13 protein-coding genes are annotated in these 18,491 nt (G+C 35.1%); 7 read left to right on the top strand and 6 right to left on the bottom strand.

The genetic code is table 11. The features are described 5' to 3' along the window. The 4 genes from ACWA1B_RS06370 (at position 1) to ACWA1B_RS06355 (ending at position 5,223) form a co-directional block, all read left to right on the top strand. On the top strand, positions 1 to 1,275 hold the full coding sequence (locus ACWA1B_RS06370; protein ID WP_456905179.1) for an efflux RND transporter periplasmic adaptor subunit: 1,275 nt from the start codon (positions 1 to 3) through the stop codon (positions 1,273 to 1,275). Between the two features lie 365 nt (positions 1,276 to 1,640). Further along, on the top strand, positions 1,641 to 3,641 hold the full coding sequence (locus tag ACWA1B_RS06365) for a heavy metal translocating P-type ATPase (RefSeq protein WP_456905177.1): 2,001 nt from the start codon (positions 1,641 to 1,643) through the stop codon (positions 3,639 to 3,641). Positions 3,642 to 3,744: 103 nt separating this feature from the next. Next, positions 3,745 to 4,461 carry a leucine-rich repeat domain-containing protein gene (locus ACWA1B_RS06360; RefSeq protein ID WP_456905176.1) on the top strand — a complete coding sequence of 239 codons (717 nt, stop codon included), beginning with the start codon at positions 3,745 to 3,747 and terminating at the stop codon, positions 4,459 to 4,461. A 30-nt stretch (positions 4,462 to 4,491) separates the two neighbouring features. Continuing rightward, positions 4,492 to 5,223, top strand: coding sequence for a hypothetical protein (locus ACWA1B_RS06355; RefSeq protein ID WP_456905174.1), 732 nt, complete (start codon positions 4,492 to 4,494; stop codon positions 5,221 to 5,223). Between the two features lie 115 nt (positions 5,224 to 5,338). Here the strand turns inward: ACWA1B_RS06355 and ACWA1B_RS06350 are convergent, their stop codons facing one another. After that, complete coding sequence (locus ACWA1B_RS06350; RefSeq protein ID WP_456905172.1) at positions 5,339 to 5,773, bottom strand: DUF1810 domain-containing protein; 435 nt, start codon at positions 5,771 to 5,773, stop codon at positions 5,339 to 5,341. Positions 5,774 to 6,186: 413 nt separating this feature from the next. Between ACWA1B_RS06350 and ACWA1B_RS06345 the strand changes: the two genes are divergently transcribed. Beyond that, positions 6,187 to 6,936, top strand: a complete 750-nt coding sequence (locus ACWA1B_RS06345) for a 4-hydroxy-tetrahydrodipicolinate reductase (RefSeq protein ID WP_456905170.1) — start codon at positions 6,187 to 6,189, stop codon at positions 6,934 to 6,936. A 123-nt stretch (positions 6,937 to 7,059) separates the two neighbouring features. Here the strand turns inward: ACWA1B_RS06345 and ACWA1B_RS06340 are convergent, their stop codons facing one another. From ACWA1B_RS06340 to ACWA1B_RS06325, 4 genes are all read right to left on the bottom strand, one after another. Further along, positions 7,060 to 7,806: a succinate dehydrogenase/fumarate reductase iron-sulfur subunit gene (locus ACWA1B_RS06340; RefSeq protein WP_456905168.1), complete on the bottom strand. Its 747-nt coding sequence runs from the start codon at positions 7,804 to 7,806 to the stop codon at positions 7,060 to 7,062. A gap of 89 nt (positions 7,807 to 7,895) precedes the next feature. Beyond that, complete coding sequence (locus tag ACWA1B_RS06335; RefSeq protein ID WP_456905166.1) at positions 7,896 to 9,803, bottom strand: fumarate reductase/succinate dehydrogenase flavoprotein subunit; 1,908 nt, start codon at positions 9,801 to 9,803, stop codon at positions 7,896 to 7,898. Between the two features lie 211 nt (positions 9,804 to 10,014). Next, a complete protein-coding gene (locus ACWA1B_RS06330; protein WP_456905164.1) occupies positions 10,015 to 12,936 on the bottom strand; it encodes a PQQ-dependent sugar dehydrogenase in 2,922 nt (973 codons plus the stop codon). A gap of 76 nt (positions 12,937 to 13,012) precedes the next feature. Then, positions 13,013 to 13,384: a winged helix-turn-helix transcriptional regulator gene (locus ACWA1B_RS06325; protein WP_456905162.1), complete on the bottom strand. Its 372-nt coding sequence runs from the start codon at positions 13,382 to 13,384 to the stop codon at positions 13,013 to 13,015. Between the two features lie 112 nt (positions 13,385 to 13,496). On the opposite strand from ACWA1B_RS06325, the gene ACWA1B_RS06320 reads away from it, so the two are divergent. Then, positions 13,497 to 14,108, top strand: a complete 612-nt coding sequence (locus ACWA1B_RS06320) for an FMN-dependent NADH-azoreductase (RefSeq protein ID WP_456905160.1) — start codon at positions 13,497 to 13,499, stop codon at positions 14,106 to 14,108. A 93-nt stretch (positions 14,109 to 14,201) separates the two neighbouring features. Here the strand turns inward: ACWA1B_RS06320 and ACWA1B_RS06315 are convergent, their stop codons facing one another. Beyond that, positions 14,202 to 15,482 (bottom strand): acetyl-CoA C-acetyltransferase, encoded by a 1,281-nt coding sequence (locus ACWA1B_RS06315; RefSeq protein ID WP_456905158.1) that lies wholly within the window; start codon positions 15,480 to 15,482, stop codon positions 14,202 to 14,204. 553 nt (positions 15,483 to 16,035) lie between these two features. On the opposite strand from ACWA1B_RS06315, the gene ACWA1B_RS06310 reads away from it, so the two are divergent. Then, a complete protein-coding gene (locus tag ACWA1B_RS06310; protein ID WP_456905156.1) occupies positions 16,036 to 18,447 on the top strand; it encodes a TonB-dependent siderophore receptor in 2,412 nt (803 codons plus the stop codon). Positions 18,448 to 18,491 lie beyond the last annotated feature (44 nt).

The raw sequence follows: 18,491 nt of genomic DNA, 5'->3' as shown, positions 1-18,491 counted from the left end.
ATGAAAAATATATCTAGTTATTTAACCGCAGATTTAACCGCAAAGAACGCAAAGACAAAACGCAAAGTTCGCAAAGGAATAAAACTTAGTGTCTTTTGCGCAACCTTTGCGTTCTTTGCGGTTACGCTAACAAGTTGCAATGAAAAAAAGACTGAAGAACCACAGGAAGAAGAAAAATCAACTACAGAAGTTGTTTTAACCACTTCTCAATACAAAACAGTCGGAATTGAAACCGGAATTGTCGAAGATCGAAATCTGAATAAAATCATCAAAGCGAATGGCTATACAACAGTTCCTCCTCAAAACTCGGCTGAGATTTCGACTTTAATTGGCGGAACGGTAAAAGATATTTATGTTTTGGAAGGAACTTTTGTCAATAAAGGAAAAGTTTTGGCCACAATTCAAAATCTGGAAGTAATTGAAATGCAGGAAGATTACCATTCTGCTACAGCTAATGTGGAATATTTGCAATTGGAATACAATCGTCAGAAAACTTTAAGTGATGAAAATGTAAATCCGAGAAAGACTTTTCAGGAAGTAAAAGCAAAATTAGCCGCAGAAAGAGCGCGCGCACAGGCAGCAAAAAATAAACTTGATGCTTTGCATGTAAGTACAAAAGGAACAACATCAGTAGTGCCAATTGTTTCACCAATAAATGGTTATGTTGGAAAAATCAATATTGCTAAAGGCGCTTTTGCGAACACAGGAGTTTCACTTTTTGAAGTGGTTGATAATAGTCAGATGCATTTGGATTTAAACGTTTATGAGAAAGATTTAGGTTCGATTTCTATTGGTCAGGTAATTGATTTTGTATTAACAAATCAGTCGAATAAATCGATTAAAGGAAAGATTTTCGGAGTCAATAAATCATTTTCTAATGAAAGTAAAACCGTCGCTGTTCATGCTAGAATTGACCCTGCTGATGCAAAAGGTTTAATTCCGGGAATGTATGTTTCGGCGAATATAAATATTACTAATGCTACTCTTCCTGTGTTGCCAAAAGACGCTGTAGTTAAAAACGCAGACAAATATTTTGTATTTATGCAAGAGAATGAAAAAAAGGAGCAAAAACATAATCATGCAGCTGGCGAAAAAGAAGAAGTTCATGAACAGGAAGTTCATTTTAAAGCTATAGAAGTGGTTCCTGGAACAACAGATTTAGGTTTTACAGAAGTTAAGTTTGTAAATGATATTCCTGTGAATGCTAAAATTGTAACGAAAGGCGCTTTTTATCTGCTTTCAGCAATGAAAGGTGGAGGAGAACATGAGCATTGATTTTTAAAGGTTCTAAGGTCTAAGATGCTAAGTTGCTAAGTTTTTTTCTATAGATTTTATAAGATTAATTTGAGTTGCCTCCAGCTTTAGCTGCTTAATAAGATTGTGATTGGCTATAGCCAAACTTGCGATTTTAGGCTAAAGCCTTCTTTGTTTTTATTATAATCCTCCAGCTAAAGCTTGAGGCAATTCAATTGAAAAACTTTGCGGCTTCGCGCCTTTGCGAGATTAACTCCTTTCAACCTTAAAAACTTTGTGTCTTAGTGCCTTTACGGCTATAAACTTTGCTACAAAATGCTTAAATTTAGAACATTATTTAAACAAAGTTTCGGTGCTACTAAAACCTGAAACTTGAAACTCAAAAAATGATACATCAAGATCAAGAAGTAAAAAATACAAAAAGTAAGCCCAAACCTTCCTGCTGTTGCTCGCACGATGAACCAATACATTTAGAAAATGATGGACACGATCACGGAGGTCATGATCATGATCACAATACTGAGGGTGGTCTTTTTAAACTATTTATGCCGTCCATAATTTCCTTTGTATTATTGATTATCGGAATTGGTTTTGATAATTATTTTCCGCAAAGCTGGTTTACGGGATATGTTAGAATTGCTTGGTATGCCATTGCGTATCTTCCGGTTGGACTTCCTGTTTTGAGAGAAGCTTACGAAAGTATTATAAAAGGCGATGTTTTCTCCGAATTTTTCCTAATGTGTCTTGCCACAATTGGAGCGTTTGCGATTGGCGAATATCCGGAAGGTGTTGCCGTGATGTTGTTTTATACGATTGGAGAAACCTTTCAGGGAATGGCGGTTAAAAGAGCCAAATCGAGTATTAAAAGCCTTTTAGATCAGCGTCCAGACGAAGTGAATATTCTTCAAAATAATACCGCTACAAAAGTAAAAGCTAAGGATGTTCAGATTGGAACGATTATTCAGCTAAAAGCGGGTGAAAAATTAGGTTTGGATGGCGAATTATTATCAGATTCTGCTTCGTTTAATACAGCTGCTTTAACGGGAGAAAGTAAACCTGACACCAAAAAGAAAGGTGAAACCGTTCTTGCCGGAATGATAAACGGAAATACGATTGCAGAAGTAAAAGTGACAACTGCTTACAACGACAGTAAATTGTCTAAAATTCTAGAATTGGTACAAAACGCCACAACCAAAAAAGCTCCAGCCGAATTATTCATCAGAAAATTTGCTAAAATTTATACGCCAATTGTGGTGTATCTGGCAATCGCAATTTGTCTGTTGCCAATGCTTTTTGTAGACCATTATGTTTTTAGCGATTGGTTGTATAGAGCATTGGTTTTCTTAGTGATTTCTTGTCCTTGTGCGCTGGTTATCAGTATTCCGCTTGGTTATTTTGGAGGAATCGGTGCTGCAAGCAAAAACGGAATTCTGTTTAAAGGAAGTAATTTTCTTGATAGTATTTCAACGATTCAAAATGTTGTAGTAGACAAAACCGGAACGATGACAAAAGGCGTTTTTAAAGTTCAGGAAGTTATTATAAAACCGGAATTTGATAAAGAAGAAATTCTGAAAATTGTAAATGCCTTAGAAAGCCGAAGTACACATCCTGTGGCAACTGCAATTCATAATCATGTCGGACCAATTGATTCTTCGGTTGAATTAAAAGATATTGAAGAAATTTCCGGACACGGATTAAAAGCTTCTTATAAAGGAAAAGAATTGTACGTTGGAAACTTTAAGCTTCTAGATAAATTCAATATTCCGTACAATATTGATCCGTCAGCAATAATTTATACCACAATTGCGATTGCTTACGAAGGAAAATTTGCTGGATATTTAACGATTGCAGACGAAATTAAGGAAGATGCGAAAGAAACGGTTTCAAAACTAAAATCTTTAGGTGTAAAACTAACAATGCTAAGTGGCGATAAAACTAATGTAGTTCAATTTATTGCTGATAAACTCGGAATTACAAATTCGTTTGGAGATTTACTTCCCGAAGATAAAGTCAATAAAGTAAACGAAATAAAAGACAAAAACGAAACAGTCGCATTTGTTGGCGATGGTGTTAACGACGCGCCTGTAATTGCACTCAGCACAGTTGGAATCGCCATGGGAGGTTTAGGAAGCGATGCCACTATTGAAACCGCAGATATTGTAATTCAAGATGATAAACCAAGTAAAATTGCAATGGCAATCAACATTGGAAAACAAACCAAAAAAATTGTCTGGCAAAATATTACGCTGGCTTTTGTTGTAAAAGCTTTTGTTTTAATTCTAGGTGCTGGCGGACTAGCAACTATGTGGGAAGCTGTTTTTGCAGATGTTGGTGTGGCTTTGTTGGCGATTTTAAATGCGGTAAGAATTCAGAAGATGCGGTTTTAGGTTGATGAAATTCTGTCTTATTTTGATATATTTATAACTGATGTCGAATATTCTAATTGTTTTATATAGAGATATTTGTAACTGAGAATAAATTTAATTAGTTATGAATTGGGATAATTATTTATTAGAAGAAAAAGCACCATATGGAGAAATAGCTCATTTAGGCGTTTTAGAAGGAAATGTTTCTGAAATCTATGATTTATCTAAAGTAGATAATGATACGCGAGTTCTAAGTTTATCTACTCCACCTAAAAAAATTAAAAAAACGTATACAAATTTTTCTTCTTTGATTGGAAATGAAAAAATTGAAGCTATTTGTGTCAATGACATTGATAAAGAACGTATTTCAGTTTTTTCAACATTACCAAATTTAAAATACCTACAAATAAGTGTTAATCGACAAGAAGAAATTCCAGACTTGTCTTCTCTCAAATCTATTGAAGTTTTGATACTTGCAAATATGACAAGAATCCAAAATATAGATTTTGTAAGAAATATGAAAAATTTGAAAACTCTGTATATTTATGAAATAAATAATCTTTATGATTTAACTCCAATTTCTACTTTAATAAACTTACAAGAACTCGCTGTTGACCATGGAAAAATGAGTGGAACAGGAAAAGGTATTAAAAGTATTACTCCATTAAAATTATTGGAACAGTTGAAATATTTAAGATTATCAATAACAATAGAAGATGAAAGTAGTGACTTAACAGCTTTGTATGAATTAAAAAAATTAAAAGAAGTTATGTTGCTTCCACGATATTTAAAAAAAGGTAGCTGGGAACGTTTAAAAGAACAATTACCATTAATAAGATAGTCTAGATAAGTAAAAGATTTTTTTTAAATAATGAAAAAATTTGAAAAGAATTATTTGAGAGTATTTTTAAATATAGGAAAAAAAGAATACTCAGAAGAAGAAAAGAAGAATGCGACAGAATTATTGATAAGCATTGCAAATAATTTGTGTAAGTATTCAAAATTAAAGTACGATATTTCAGGTTCTGGATATGGAATTTCAAAAGGTGATGGTTTTATAGGTGAAAAATCTTTAAAAAATAAAATTGAAAGAAAGGGATTTAAAAATCTTTTTGGTTTTACAGTGCATTCAAATGACCATAAATACAAATCAGGTTTTTCTATTTTTTCAAATGAATATGTTGTAAATAGAATTGATATGTATTTTAGTTGGCCTTATGAAGATTCTAAAAGTCTAGACAAAGCAGTTCAAATTATTAAAATGGTTTCTGAGAAGTTAAAAATTGATTATGCATATGCTTATTCAGATGATAAAACTTTATTTGAAAATGGAGAAGTAAGAATTAAGACTTATATTTTCTCTAGCATTTTAAAAGTACCCGAACAAGAAAGAATATGGGAAGATAAGCTTTTGGAAATACTAAGAGGAACAATTAAAAAATTGTACCCTATAAATGTTTTTAATAAAAAACAAATAGAAGGGTTAGATAATATTAATTCCGAAAAGCAAATTGAGTTATCTGATGAAAATCAAATTTGGATTTTTGATCCCATTAAATTGAAAGCAGAAAATGTTAAGGTTAAGATGAAAGTAATAGATTAAAGATGAATAAATATAATCTAGAATATAAGCCCATTTCATAATAGAAACAGGCTTGAAAATTTGTGAATTTTGGGGCGCATTCACAAACTTTTTTAATCTTTATTTTTTTTTGGAATTATAAGTTACTGTACAATAATTGCAACGTGTGAAAATCGGTTGATCCGTTAAAGTATTTATGAAGCGCTTCCTGAAATACAGGCTCAGTATTTTGTACGCTGGCAAATAAAGTCAGACACGATTGAAGTTTTTCATGATCAGGAGTGCCAAATATTTCTTCGGCTGTTTTTTCTTCAGTTTTAATTAATTCTGAAGTAATTTCAATGAGATGTTTTCCTAAAATGGGATGTTCCAAAAAGGCAATTGCTTCATCTGCATTTTTAATTTCATAGAATTTTGAAGTATCACACGATCCTGATCCTTTTATTTGCGGAAACACAAACCACATCCACGGTGATTCTTTTTTACCTTTTTTAATTTCAGCCAGCGCTGATAGGTACAATTTATTTTGTGCGTCTAAAAAACGCATTAACTCATTTGTATTGTAGGCCATTATATGATGATTTTGTTTGGGACAATCACGAGATAAAACTACTGAAAATATGTTTAGTTGTACACTTCAAAATCACTTTTTTTACTCTTAATTTTTAAAGAAATAACAGAAATATAATTATGTAAGGCTTATCCTGCCTGCGATTTAGAGATTGCTAAAAAAGACGACTTTTAGAAAACAATAATGAAAAAATGAATTTTAGGCAACAAATTAATTTAGCAATATTATTCTTATTAAGCATTTTTTTTGTGGTTACATACGAGGGATTTTAATGGGATTCCCGTGATATTTTTCCTATTTTAGCAAAAGAAGATAATTAACAGTTTTATTAATTATCATTTTTAGTCGGCATTAGTTTCAATAAAATGCCAATTTCTGCTAACGGACATTTCGTCCAAAAAACATAAAAAAGTATGAAAATAGGATTAATCGGATTCGGGAAAACCGGAAAATCAGTGGCTTCAATATTACTTGAAAATAAAAAATTCTCACTCGAATGGGTTTTAAGACAAAGTAGTGTTTTGGAACACAGATCTGTTCCTGAATTTTTTGGTATGGAGTCAAACGAACCCGGATTAATTTATTCCAGTTCCAAAACCTCAATCGAAGAACTGCTTGAAAATCATCCGGTTGATGCCATAATTGACTTTTCGTCAAATGAAGGAATTTATACATACGGAGAAACAGCGGCCAAAAAGAAGGTCAAAATTATTTCGGCAATATCACATTATAAAGACAAGGAACTGCAATTTCTAAAAAATCTTTCGCAAAAAACGACAGTATTTTGGTCGCCAAATATTACACTCGGAGTTAATTATTTATTGTTTGCTGCCAAATTTTTGAAGAAAATTGCGCCGTGGGTTGATATTGAAGTTAACGAAGAACATTTTAAAACGAAACAAGGGACATCGGGAACGGCAATAAAAATAGCTGAAGCTTTGGAGGTTGAAAAAGAAAATATCAATTCGGTGAGAGCAGGAGGAATTGTTGGAAAACACGAAGTTATTTTTGGTTTTCCATTTCAAACCGTCAGATTAATTCACGAGTCCATTTCGAGAGAAGCTTTTGGAAACGGAGTTATTTTCGTAGCCGAAAATTTAAAAGACAAACAAAAAGGACTTTATAACTTTGAAGATATTTTGACGCCGTATTTTGCGGTTTAGAAAACGACACTTTTGTTTCACACAGATTTTGCAGATCACGCAGATTTAGAGTTAAATAAAATTTGTTTAATATGCTCTAATCAGCTTAAAATCTGCGTGAAACATTTTTAATTTAAATAAGATTTATTTTCTAAGAAGAATCGCTTTACTATACTCATAATTCATTTTTGCAATTGAAAGTACCGAAATACCTTGCGGACATTCAATTTCACAAGCTCTTGTATCTGAACAATTACCAAAACCTAATGCATCCATTTGCTGAACCATCGTTAAAACTCTCTTTGAAGCTTCAATTTGACCTTGTGGAAGCAAAGCAAGATGTGTAATTTTTGCGCCCGTAAACAAAGCTGCACTGGCATTTTTGCAACTGGCAACACAGGCTCCACAACCAATACAAGCGGCAGCATCAAAAGAAGCCTCGGCGGTTTCGTAGGAAATAGGAATACTGTTTGCTTCTGGCGCCTGACCCGTTGCGGCGCCAATAAAACCACCGGCTGCAATAATCAAATCAAATGCTTTTCTATCAATTTTTAAATCGCGTAATACAGGAAAAGCCTTTGCACGAAAAGGTTCAATATAAATCGTGTCGCCGTCTTTAAAACTTCTCATATGAAGTTGGCAGGTTGTAGTGTTTTTTAACGGTCCATGAGCTCTTCCGTTTATCATCACACCGCATTGCCCGCAAATTCCTTCTCTGCAGTCATGATCAAACTCGATAACGCGTTCTCCTTTTTGAACAAGAGATTCATTCAAAAGATCCAGCATCTCTAGAAACGACATATGCTCTGATACTCCATCAATTTCATAATCTGTCGTTTCTCCTTTTGATGAAGAGTTAAACTGCCGCCATATTTTTAGATAAAGTTTCATATATAATTGTAAATTATGAATTATGAATTATGAATGAGTATTGTGAATTAATAATTTACAATTAACAATTCACAATTAATATTCACCATTTATTTATAGCTTCTTACTGCAAGTTCTACCGATTCAAAGGTTAAAGGCTCTTTGTGAAGCTCTGGTTCGTTATTTTGGCCTTTCCATTCCCAAGCCGATACATAACAAAATTCATCGTCGTTGCGGACAGCTTCTCCGTCAGCAGTTTGATATTCTTCTCTAAAATGAGCACCGCAGGATTCTTCGCGCTGCAAGGCATCGTAGCACATTAATTCGGCCAATTCAATATAATCGGAAATTCGGCCGGCTTTTTCTAATTCACTATTTAAAGTGTTATCACCAGTAATTCTGAGATCTTTTTCAAATGAAGCTTTGAGGTCGCGAATTTCGATTAAAGCTTCTTCCAGCTTTTTTCTGCTTCGCGAAAGACCACATTTCTCGTAAAGAAGACGTCCAATTTTTTTGTGAAAATAATCAGCTGAAAGAGTTCCGTTGGTATGTAAAAAACGATCCAATTGTCTTCTGACTGCTTTTTCGGCTTCTTCAAAAGCAGGATGCGCGATATCTATTTTTGGAGCACTTAATTCTCCAGAAAGATAATTCGGAATCGTATAAGGGGCAATAAAATAGCCGTCAACGCAAGCCTGAAGTAGTGAATTTGCGCCAAGTCTATTAGCGCCATGATCGGCAAAATTGGCTTCTCCCAAGGCAAATAAACCAGGAATTGTCGTCATTAGTTCGTAATCAACCCAAAGTCCGCCCATAGTAAAATGCGCTGAAGGTGAAATAAGCATTGGTTCTTTGTAAGCATTAATTCCAGTAATTTTTTCATACATCGCAAAAAGATTGCTGTATTTGGCTTCGATTTTATCCTTTCCTTGTGATTTTATGGCATCAGAAAAATCGAGATAAATAGCATTTTTCATTGGGCCAACGCCATGTCCCGCATCAATCTGTTCTTTTGCTGCTCTTGAAGAAATATCTCTGGGAGCCAGGTTTCCAAACGAAGGATATTTTCGTTCCAAATAATAATCACGTTCTTCTTCGGGAATTGAATTTGGATTTCGGTCGTCAGCGGCTTTTTTCGGAACCCAGATTCGGCCATCATTTCGAAGAGATTCCGACATCAAAGTTAATTTTGATTGATTTTCACCATGCTGTGGTAAAGAAGTAGGATGAAACTGAATCCAGCTGACTCCAGCCATAAAAGCACCTTTTTTGTGCGCTCGCCATATCGCAGAACTATTACAGCCCATTGCTAATGTTGAAAGATAATATACTTTTCCGTAACCACCAGAAGCCAGAACAACGGCATCGGCGGCATGACGTTCTAATTTTCCAGTTTCAAGATTTCTGGCGATAATGCCTTTTGCTTTTCCGTCAATAACTACTAGTTCCAGCATTTCATGTCGGGTATGCAAATCAACTTTTCCAAGCGAAACTTGTCGAAGCAAACCTTGATAAGCACCAAGTAAAAGTTGCTGTCCGGTTTGACCGCGTGCATAAAATGTTCGCGAGACCTGAACGCCACCAAAAGAGCGATTATTTAAATAACCCGCATATTCTCTTGCGAAAGGCACGCCTTGGGCTACAGCATGATCAATCAACGCAGCAGAACATTCTGCTAAACGATAAACATTTGCTTCACGAGATCTAAAATCTCCCCCTTTGATGGTATCATAAAACATTCTGTAAGTACTGTCGCCGTCATTTTTGTAGTTTTTTGCGGCATTTACACCGCCTTGTGCCGCAACAGAATGGGCTCTTCTTGCAGAATCCTGAAAACAAAAAGATTTGATATTATAACCTTGCTCCGCCAAAGATGCAGCACATGAAGCACCTGCAAGTCCAGTTCCAACAACAATCACGGTAAGTTTTTTTCGATTCGCCGGATTTACCAGTTTGGCTTTGGCTTTATAATTGTTCCATTTTTCGGCAAGCGGTCCTTCGGGTATTTTTGATTCCATTCTTTTCAGCTGTTTAAAATAGTTGAGACAAAATTTTAAAGAAATAGAAATTGTAAGGGCACTCTAATTTACTATAAATTATTTAATTACGAATAATTTATCAAAATTTAAACTTCATTTTATAAAGTGTTTTTTATGATTGAAGCAAAAAAACAAACCCGCAAAACCATTCTTTTTTTGGTTATGCGGGTTTATAATTGTTTTCTAAAATTTATTGTTTGCTGATTGGTATCGCTTTGCTGGTTTCATTTGTTTTGATGAAATAAATTCCTGTAGCATGTTCAGAGATCGAAATCAGATTCCCTTTGCCTTGTTTGATTTTAGTTCCCAAAGGAGAAAACACCGTCCATTCCAATTCTTTAGATAAATGGAAAATTCCTTTAGACGGATTTGGAAAAACGATGATTTTATTGGATGATTCATCTGGATTTTCTACACCAAGATGGCAATCATGAACCATATAGGAAATATCTTTAGTGTTGCTTCCGCCAGAATTAGTTACAGTCAAAGAAACTTCTTTATCACCTTCTGTACTGTAAATAACAGAATGCGGACCAATTCCTGTGGCTGTCGCCGGCTGTGCATTTACGCCAAAATTCCAAGCATAAGTATCTACAGTACCGACAGAAACAGAAGTAAAAGTGACAGCAGTATTTGTACAACCCATTTGAGGCGTAAACTCAAAATCTGCAATAGGAGCTGCAATGCCTGCTGTAAGAATAAATTCCATTTTATTGACGTTGATGTCGTTTTCATCAAAATACAAAGTAATAACGTGATTGCCCTGCGTTAACGCAATATTTGGAATAGCGACAGTCTGCCAAGCCTGAAAACCTCCCGTATTTGGAATGTTCACAACACCCGTTACATTTGCACCATCAACTTCCAAATGTAATTTTCGGGTATTGTAAGGTGTTGAGATTCTTAAATTAATAGTATAAGTTCCGGTAGTGTTTACTCTTGCGGTATATTTTAGCCATTCATCTTTTGCGACGTAAGACAGGTTAAATCCGCCTTCATTACAAACTTCTGTTCCAACACCGTCGCCAGCTCTGTATGCAGTATCTCCACCGCCATTTTTATCCAGAAAAGCACTCGGACCGACATCATAATTTTCGGCTTCAATAATTCCAGGAATCTGAGCCACTAATCCCTGATAAGGTGCATTTTGAAGCGTAGTTGCTGTATAAGAAGCGGTATAGGTTATTGTCCCTGTTGCTGGAGCTTTAAAAGTTTGATTGGCTGTTCCTCCCTGACTCCAGTGATCAAAGTCATAACGGATATTTCCAACATATTGCGGAGTTGGTGCATTTAAAGTCTGTAAAGCCGCGTTTGCTACAACTTGTTTTGTTGAAGGCGCTGTAACTGTTTTTTGATTAAATTCTAAATTAAGTGATACAGGCAAAGAAGCTGCTGTAACATCAACCAGATTAGGTTTGATATCAACAAAAGCCGTAGCTGTTAAACCATTGCTGTCTGTTACTTTTACAGTAAAACGATACCATACATTTGGTGTCTTTTCGCCTTGATTTGATGCTGTAAAATTTCCTGATTTTACACCTTGTGGACTTGCACCTGGGTGCGAATGTCCGGCTCCCGGAATATCTTCGTGAAAAAGATCCATACTCCATGAAAAAGCGCTTGCAGGCAATGTGCCGTCTTCAATATCTGATGCCGTTGCTTCAAAATAGACAATATCTTCAGCATTCCATTTCAAAGAAGGCAAAGGAGAAAGTATAGAAACTGTTGGTGCATTCGTAAAAGGTGTTACTGTCAAAACTGCATTATTGCTGGTTACATTTCCTGCTGTATTTGTCACAATAACTCGATAATTCCCTGCATTTGCAGCGGTCACATTTGGAATTGTATAACTAGCGGAAGTTGCACCGTTAATATTTGCATTGTTATACTGCCATTGATAAGTAAGCCCAACACCACTGGCAGAAACGGTAAATGTTACAGGTTTTGTTTCCATTATGGATTGGGAAAGTGGATGATTTACGATAGTAGGAGCAGCAGTTGCAATGTAATCAAGTTTAATAAGCGCACCATTGTTTCCGTATGCGCAATAATAAATATAGCCATCATTGCCCAGCATCATTCCGAGAGCCTGCTGTTGTGGAGCCGAATAAAATTCAGTAGAAACGGGATCAGCAATATTTGGGTCAAAAGAGCGTATGGCATTTCGAACAAAATCCTTGATAATAAATTTGCCCTCAAGATTAGGATAACGAGGTGTATCAGGATTATATAATACACCATTGGTCAATGCATTACCAATAGTTCCTGTTCCGTACGTGAATATCGGATTGGTAAATAAATTGGTTTCTGTCTGCTTTCCGTCACCTCCTTGTGGATGTCCCCATGCATAATTACGAATGGCCGGATTGCTGATTTCGTTTATTTCTTCCCAAGAAGTTCCCACGTCCAAAACAAATAATTTATTGGCTTTTATGTTCGGAACCAGTCTCCACGGATTTCTAAAACCATATACCCAGATGCTCTGTCTTTGTAAAGAACCGCTTCCATAAAATGGATTTCCCGGTGCAGGCTGTCCATTTTCTGTAAGTCTGAGGATTTTTCCTTTGTATGTGTCCAAATCCTGAGAATTGGTATTCTGCTGGCTGTCACCAACAGTTACATAAAGAAAACCGTTAAAGAATTTTAAATCACCTCCGTTATGAAAACCACCGCCAATAGGTTCTAAAAGTAAAATTTCCTGTCTGCTGACTACCTGATTGGCATTATCGATTTTAATTCTTTCGATACGATGTCTGATTACAGTTCCGTCGTTGATTGAATAAAAAACATAAATATAACCGTTTGTAGCGAAATCTGGATGCAAAGTCAAACCAAGTAGACCTTGTTCATTGTCTGTAACGGTATTTACGGTAAAAACGGTAGAAACAGCATTGTTCTGAAAAACTTTTACAATACCGCCTCTTTCTGCAATGAAAATTCTTCCGTCAAAAGATTGTTCCAGCGAAAGTCCTTCTTTGATAACTGCTGTAGGAGCAAGATTTTGTGTAATGTACTGACTGTAGGATTTTGAGGTCATCAATAAAATGAAAACACAAAATAAATGCAGTAATTGTCGCCTTTTTTTAATTCGGACCTGTAAGTTTTTTTTCATAAGTATTTAATAGGATTAATAAATTTGGGTAACCAAATTTAATCTTTTTCCTCTTAATTACTTATTTAACAATTACTTATTTGCCAATAATTTCTTTTCGATGTAAAGTTCCCCATTCATTCAGAGCTCCAATGACATTATACAAAGTATGGCTATGTTCTGTTCTTGCGTATTCAACGGTTGGCGGAAAAGTATCATAAACCGTTCTGGTAACGAGTTTGTTCATTTCCAGATCTTTCAGCTCTTTAGAAAGCATTTTATCTGTAATTCCGTTGATATCTTTAGAAATCTCTTTGAATCGTTTTGGCCTGTTTGATAATGCAATCAAAATAGGCAATTTCCATCTTCCGCTTAGAACTTCTAATGCATCTCTTACTGGTAATAATGCGGCCAGACATCCTTCCGGCTCACAGCTCATTTCTTTTGTTATTTCGGCTTTTGTTTTCATAAGTATTACTTTACTATACTCAATGATAGCGCTATCCTCGAGGATAGTACTATAAAATGTATAGCAAATGTAAATAAGTTTGCATAGTAAACAAATAATACTAAAAAAAATTATGAGTCAGAAAATTCTAAAAATAATAACAAGTACAAATGGAGAAAAATCATTTAGTACAAAATTATCTAATGCGGTTATCGAAAAATTGGCATTGCTAAATCCTGAAAGTCAAATTCACACATTAGATCTTACGAAAACGCCTTTACCATATTTAACTGATTCACATATTAGTGCTATTTATGCTCCAACAGAAACGCATACAGCAGAACAAACTGCAGCAATTAAATATTCTGATGAAGCGATAAAAAATCTACTAGAATCGGATATTATTGTAATTGGTGTTCCTTTATACAACTTTGGAATTCCGGCTGTTTTAAAAGGATGGATTGACCAAATTGCACGTGCAGGGAAGACTTTTAGTTATGGTGCCGAAGGTCCGAAAGGATTAGTAACCAATAAAAAAGTGTATTTATCGATTGCTTCCGGAGCTATTTTCTCTGAAGGACCAATGAAAAGTTACGATTTCTCGGAGTCGTATTTACGAACTGTATTTGGTTTTTTAGGCATGACAGATGTTACGACTTTCAGAGTTGAAGGAACCGCAATCCCTGATTTTGCTGAAAATGCTTTGCCAAAGGCTTTATCTTCGGTTGAAGAATTCGCTTTTTAAGAAAATAAAAAAAAATCTGCCAAATCTGCGTGAAAAAATTACTCCCGCAGATTTAGCAGATTTTTATAGTGAAACTCAAGAATGTTTTAAATATTATTTTTCAATAATCATTGTAACACCTTGTCCTCCAGCAGCACAAATCGATACAAAACCTTTTCCTGATCCTTTTTCGTTCAATAATTTAGCCATTACACCAATAATTCGACCTCCCGTTGCCGCAAAAGGATGCGCGGCTGCGAGACTGCTTCCTTTTACATTCAGTTTTTCTCTGTCGATTGCACCAAGTGTTTTCTTTAAACCAATTTCGTTGCTTAATTCTGGGCTTTCCCAAATTTTTAAAGTTGCCAAAGTCTGAGCAGCAAAAGCTTCATGAATTTCATAATAATCAAAATCCTGAAGATTTAATCCTGCTTTTTCAAGCATTCTTGAAGCTGCAAATAAAGGCGCTAATAATAGATTTTGTTGCTTTTTGACATATTCGATTGCAGCAATTTCTGCAAAAGTGATATAAGCCAATATTGGAAGTCCTTGTTCTTTTGCCCATTCTTCGCTTGCTAAAAGAATACAAGATGCCCCATCTGTCAGCGGAGTTGAATTTCCGGCTGTTAATGTTCCGTTTATTTTGTCAAATGCAGGTTTTAGGCTTCTCAATTTTTCAATTGTACTGTCTTTTCTTAAATTGTTGTCTTTTTCAAGTCCGTTGAAAGGTGTAATCATATCATCGAAAAAACCTTCGTCATACGCTTTTGCCATTTTCAAATGGCTATTTAGGGCAAATTGATCTTGATCTTCTCTTGAAATTTTATAATATTTGGCAGTAATTTCGGTATGTCCGCCCATCGAAAGTCCGGTTTGAGATTCTTCGTTTCGAGGCACTAATGGTGATAAATCTTTAAGGCGAATTTTCAGAAAAGATTTAATTTTTCCGCCAAATGATTTTGCTTGTCGCGCTTCCAATAGAATTTTTCTAAGCTTTTCGCTAAACGCCATCGGGATATCACTGATTGAATCAACACCTCCGGCAATTCCACAATCAATTTGTCCAAGCGCAATTTTATTGGCAATATAAACAGCGCTTTCAATTCCGGTGTCGCAAGCTTGTTGTAAATCACACGCAGGAGTTGCGGGATCCAGAGATGTTTTCATAACACATTCTCTGATCAAATTCATATCATGAGAATGTTTGATTACCGCGCCGCCGGCTACTTCGCCTAGTAATTTTCCTTTTAAATTGTATTTATCGATAAGTCCGTTTAAGGTTGCGGTCATCATTTCCTGATTTCCAACATTCGAATAAGCTGTATTTGCTCTTGCAAAAGGAATTCGGTTATAGCCTACAATGGCGACTTTTCTAATTGTTGAGGTATTGTTCATCTTAAAACTAGATTTGTTTTGAAGATTAAAGATAAGTGGAAAATGTGATAATTAGATAATGTGCCAATTAGAAAATTATAAACATCAATAAATTACTTAATTATCAAATTGGCACATTATCAAATTCTACTTATTCATCGCAATTTAATCTGAAGGGGAGAAATGTTTCTGAAAATTTTTTCCAAAGCTTGTTTGCGATTTATAATCAACCATTCGGCTATTTTAATGAAAGCGCCGTTTCACCTAGAAAATCCGCAATAATTTCAATCGAATTTAGAGGAGCTATATTAGTTGCAAATCCAGAGATTTTTATTTTTTGCAACAAAAATTAAATTTAAAAAAGTTATTTAAAAAACATTTTCCTCTTATTTATAATTATGGAAATTTCAATAAAGCTGTTTCATTTTTAGAGTAGACTTTTTGATTGATTGTCATTGTGTTATAAGTGTTGTTTTTAAATCTTCTCATTATACTTATTTAGAATAATTAAAAATAATTTGGAAAAACAAGTTTTAGAAAGTACTTTTGCCAACGAAATTTAAAACCAGACAAAATGAATAGCTTAACCATTAAGAAAATCTGTTTTTTTGTACTTTTCGTAACATCATTAACCATGATGGCGCAAAACCAAAATACAGGTAGGGTAACAGGAAAAGTATCTTTGAGCGGAAATATTCCGGCTGAAGGTGTATTTGTTGCTCTTAAAGGAACAAAATATAGTGCTGTAACCAATGAAAATGGGCAATACGACATTAGAAATATCAAACCAGGCTCATACACGATCAGCATTCATTCAGTTGGAATTCATGGTCAGGAAGCGACCATTGCTGTAACAGCAAAGCAAGTCACGACAAAAAATTTTGCACTTTCTGAAAGTCAGGAAGATCTTGATGAAGTTGTTATTACAAAAAACAAATACAAGCAGGATAAACCTTCATTGTCATTGCGTCTTCAGACTCCAGTTTTGGAAATTCCGCAAAACGTTCAGATTGTAAGCGGTCAAACTTTAAAAGATCAGCAAATTACAAGTATGAGCGACGGAGTTATCCGTAACGTGAGTGGAGCGGTACGTTTAGAACACTGGGGCGATTTGTACACCAATATTACAATGCGTGGTTCTCAAATTCAGGCTTTTAGAAACGGATTTAATGTGGTTTCTTCTTTCTGGGGACCATTAACTGAAGATATGAGTTTTGTAGATCATATCGAATTTGTAAAAGGACCTGCCGGATTTATGCTTTCAAGTGGTGACCCAAGCGGACTTTATAATGTTGTTACTAAAAAACCAACCGGAGTTACAAAAGGAGAAGTTTCGGTACTTGGTGGAAGTTATGATTTTTACAGGGTTAGTGTTGACCTTGACGGAAAATTGGACAAAAAAGGAAAATTGCTTTACAGATTCAACGGAGCTGCCCAAAATAAAGGTTCGCATCGTTCATTTGAACACAATGACCGTTATGTAATTGCTCCCGTAATTTCATACCAGGTTGACGATAAAACAAAAATTACAGCTGAATATAATTTTCAGTATGCTAATATGACAGAAGTTGGTTCATACTACGTTTTCGGGCCTGCATCTGATGGATATGCAACATTGCCAGTTGGATTTACCATGACTCAACCAGGATTGCCAGATACTAATATTCAGGATCACAGCGGTTATTTTACGTTCGAACATAAATTTGATGACAACTGGAAACTTACTGCACAAACTTCTTATTTTAAATACATTCAACAAGGATATAGTTCATGGCCAAGCATGGTTGGTTCTGATGATAATGCTCTTGGAAAAGGAAATATTATTAGAAATGTTGGTATTTGGGATGCAGAGAGCAACATGTATTTGGGACAAATATTTGTGAACGGGAAGTTTAACACAGGCTCTATCAGCCACAAAATATTAAGTGGAGTAGACTTAGGAAGTAAAGATTATATGGCAGATTGGGGACAATCTCATGATCTTGATACAGCAGCTAATCCATTTAATGTTTATAATCCAAATTATGGCACACCATCTAACGGTTTCCCTGCTTTTGACCACGATACACCATTAAGCCAAAGAGCTGGCGGACTTTACGGTTCAGAATATGCGGCTGGTTATATTCAGGATGAACTTGGATTTTTCCAAAACAAATTAAGATTGACTCTTGCAGCAAGATATACATGGATTAAACAGACTAGTAGTTATGATAATCCACAAGAAGATAGTCATATCACACCTCGTGTAGGAGTTAGCTATTCTCTAAACGAAAGCACAGCATTTTACGGATTATATGATCAGGCTTTTTCGCCTCAATCAGGAGTTGTTAGAGATGGTCAAGTTAAGCCGCTTACAGGAAATAATGTTGAATTTGGAATTAAAAAAGACTGGTTTGACGGTTCTTGGAATACCAGTGTATCTGTTTATAATATATTAAAAAAGAATGAGCTTACAGGTGATCCTAGAAATACACCAAACGAACAATATAAAATTGTCCTTGGAGAAAAAAGAGCTCAGGGAGTTGAATTTGATGTTAGAGGAAAACTATTTGATGGTTTAAATCTTATTGCAAATTATGCTTTTACAGAATCGATCGTAAATAAAGTTGACCCATTAGTTTCTGCTGCAACAGGAATTGAAAAAGGAGATATTGTACCAGGTTACGCTAAACATACAGCAAATGCATGGTTAAACTATACAGTTCAGGGCGGAAAACTAAAAGGTTTTGGAGCTTCTATTGGAGGAACTTTCCTTGATGGAAGACAAACAGATACTTGGAGCGAAGGTCTTCAAAAATTACCTTCTTACTTTAAATTAGATGGAGGTTTGTCTTATGAAACAGATAAAGTCAAAGTAACAGCTAACGTATTTAATATCCTGAATAAATACCTTTACAGCGGTTCTTACTATCAGTGGCTTGATGCTTATTATTGGCAGACTGAAGCGCCGACAAACTTCCGAGTTGGTTTGACTTACAAATTTTAATGGTTTGCTCTTGTTGAAAAATTGCAAATCAAAAAGCATCTGTC

This window comes from Flavobacterium xizangense (genome assembly GCF_054075145.1).
Note: the sequence above shows the minus strand (reverse complement) of the source record. Positions and strands in the feature narration are given on the sequence as shown.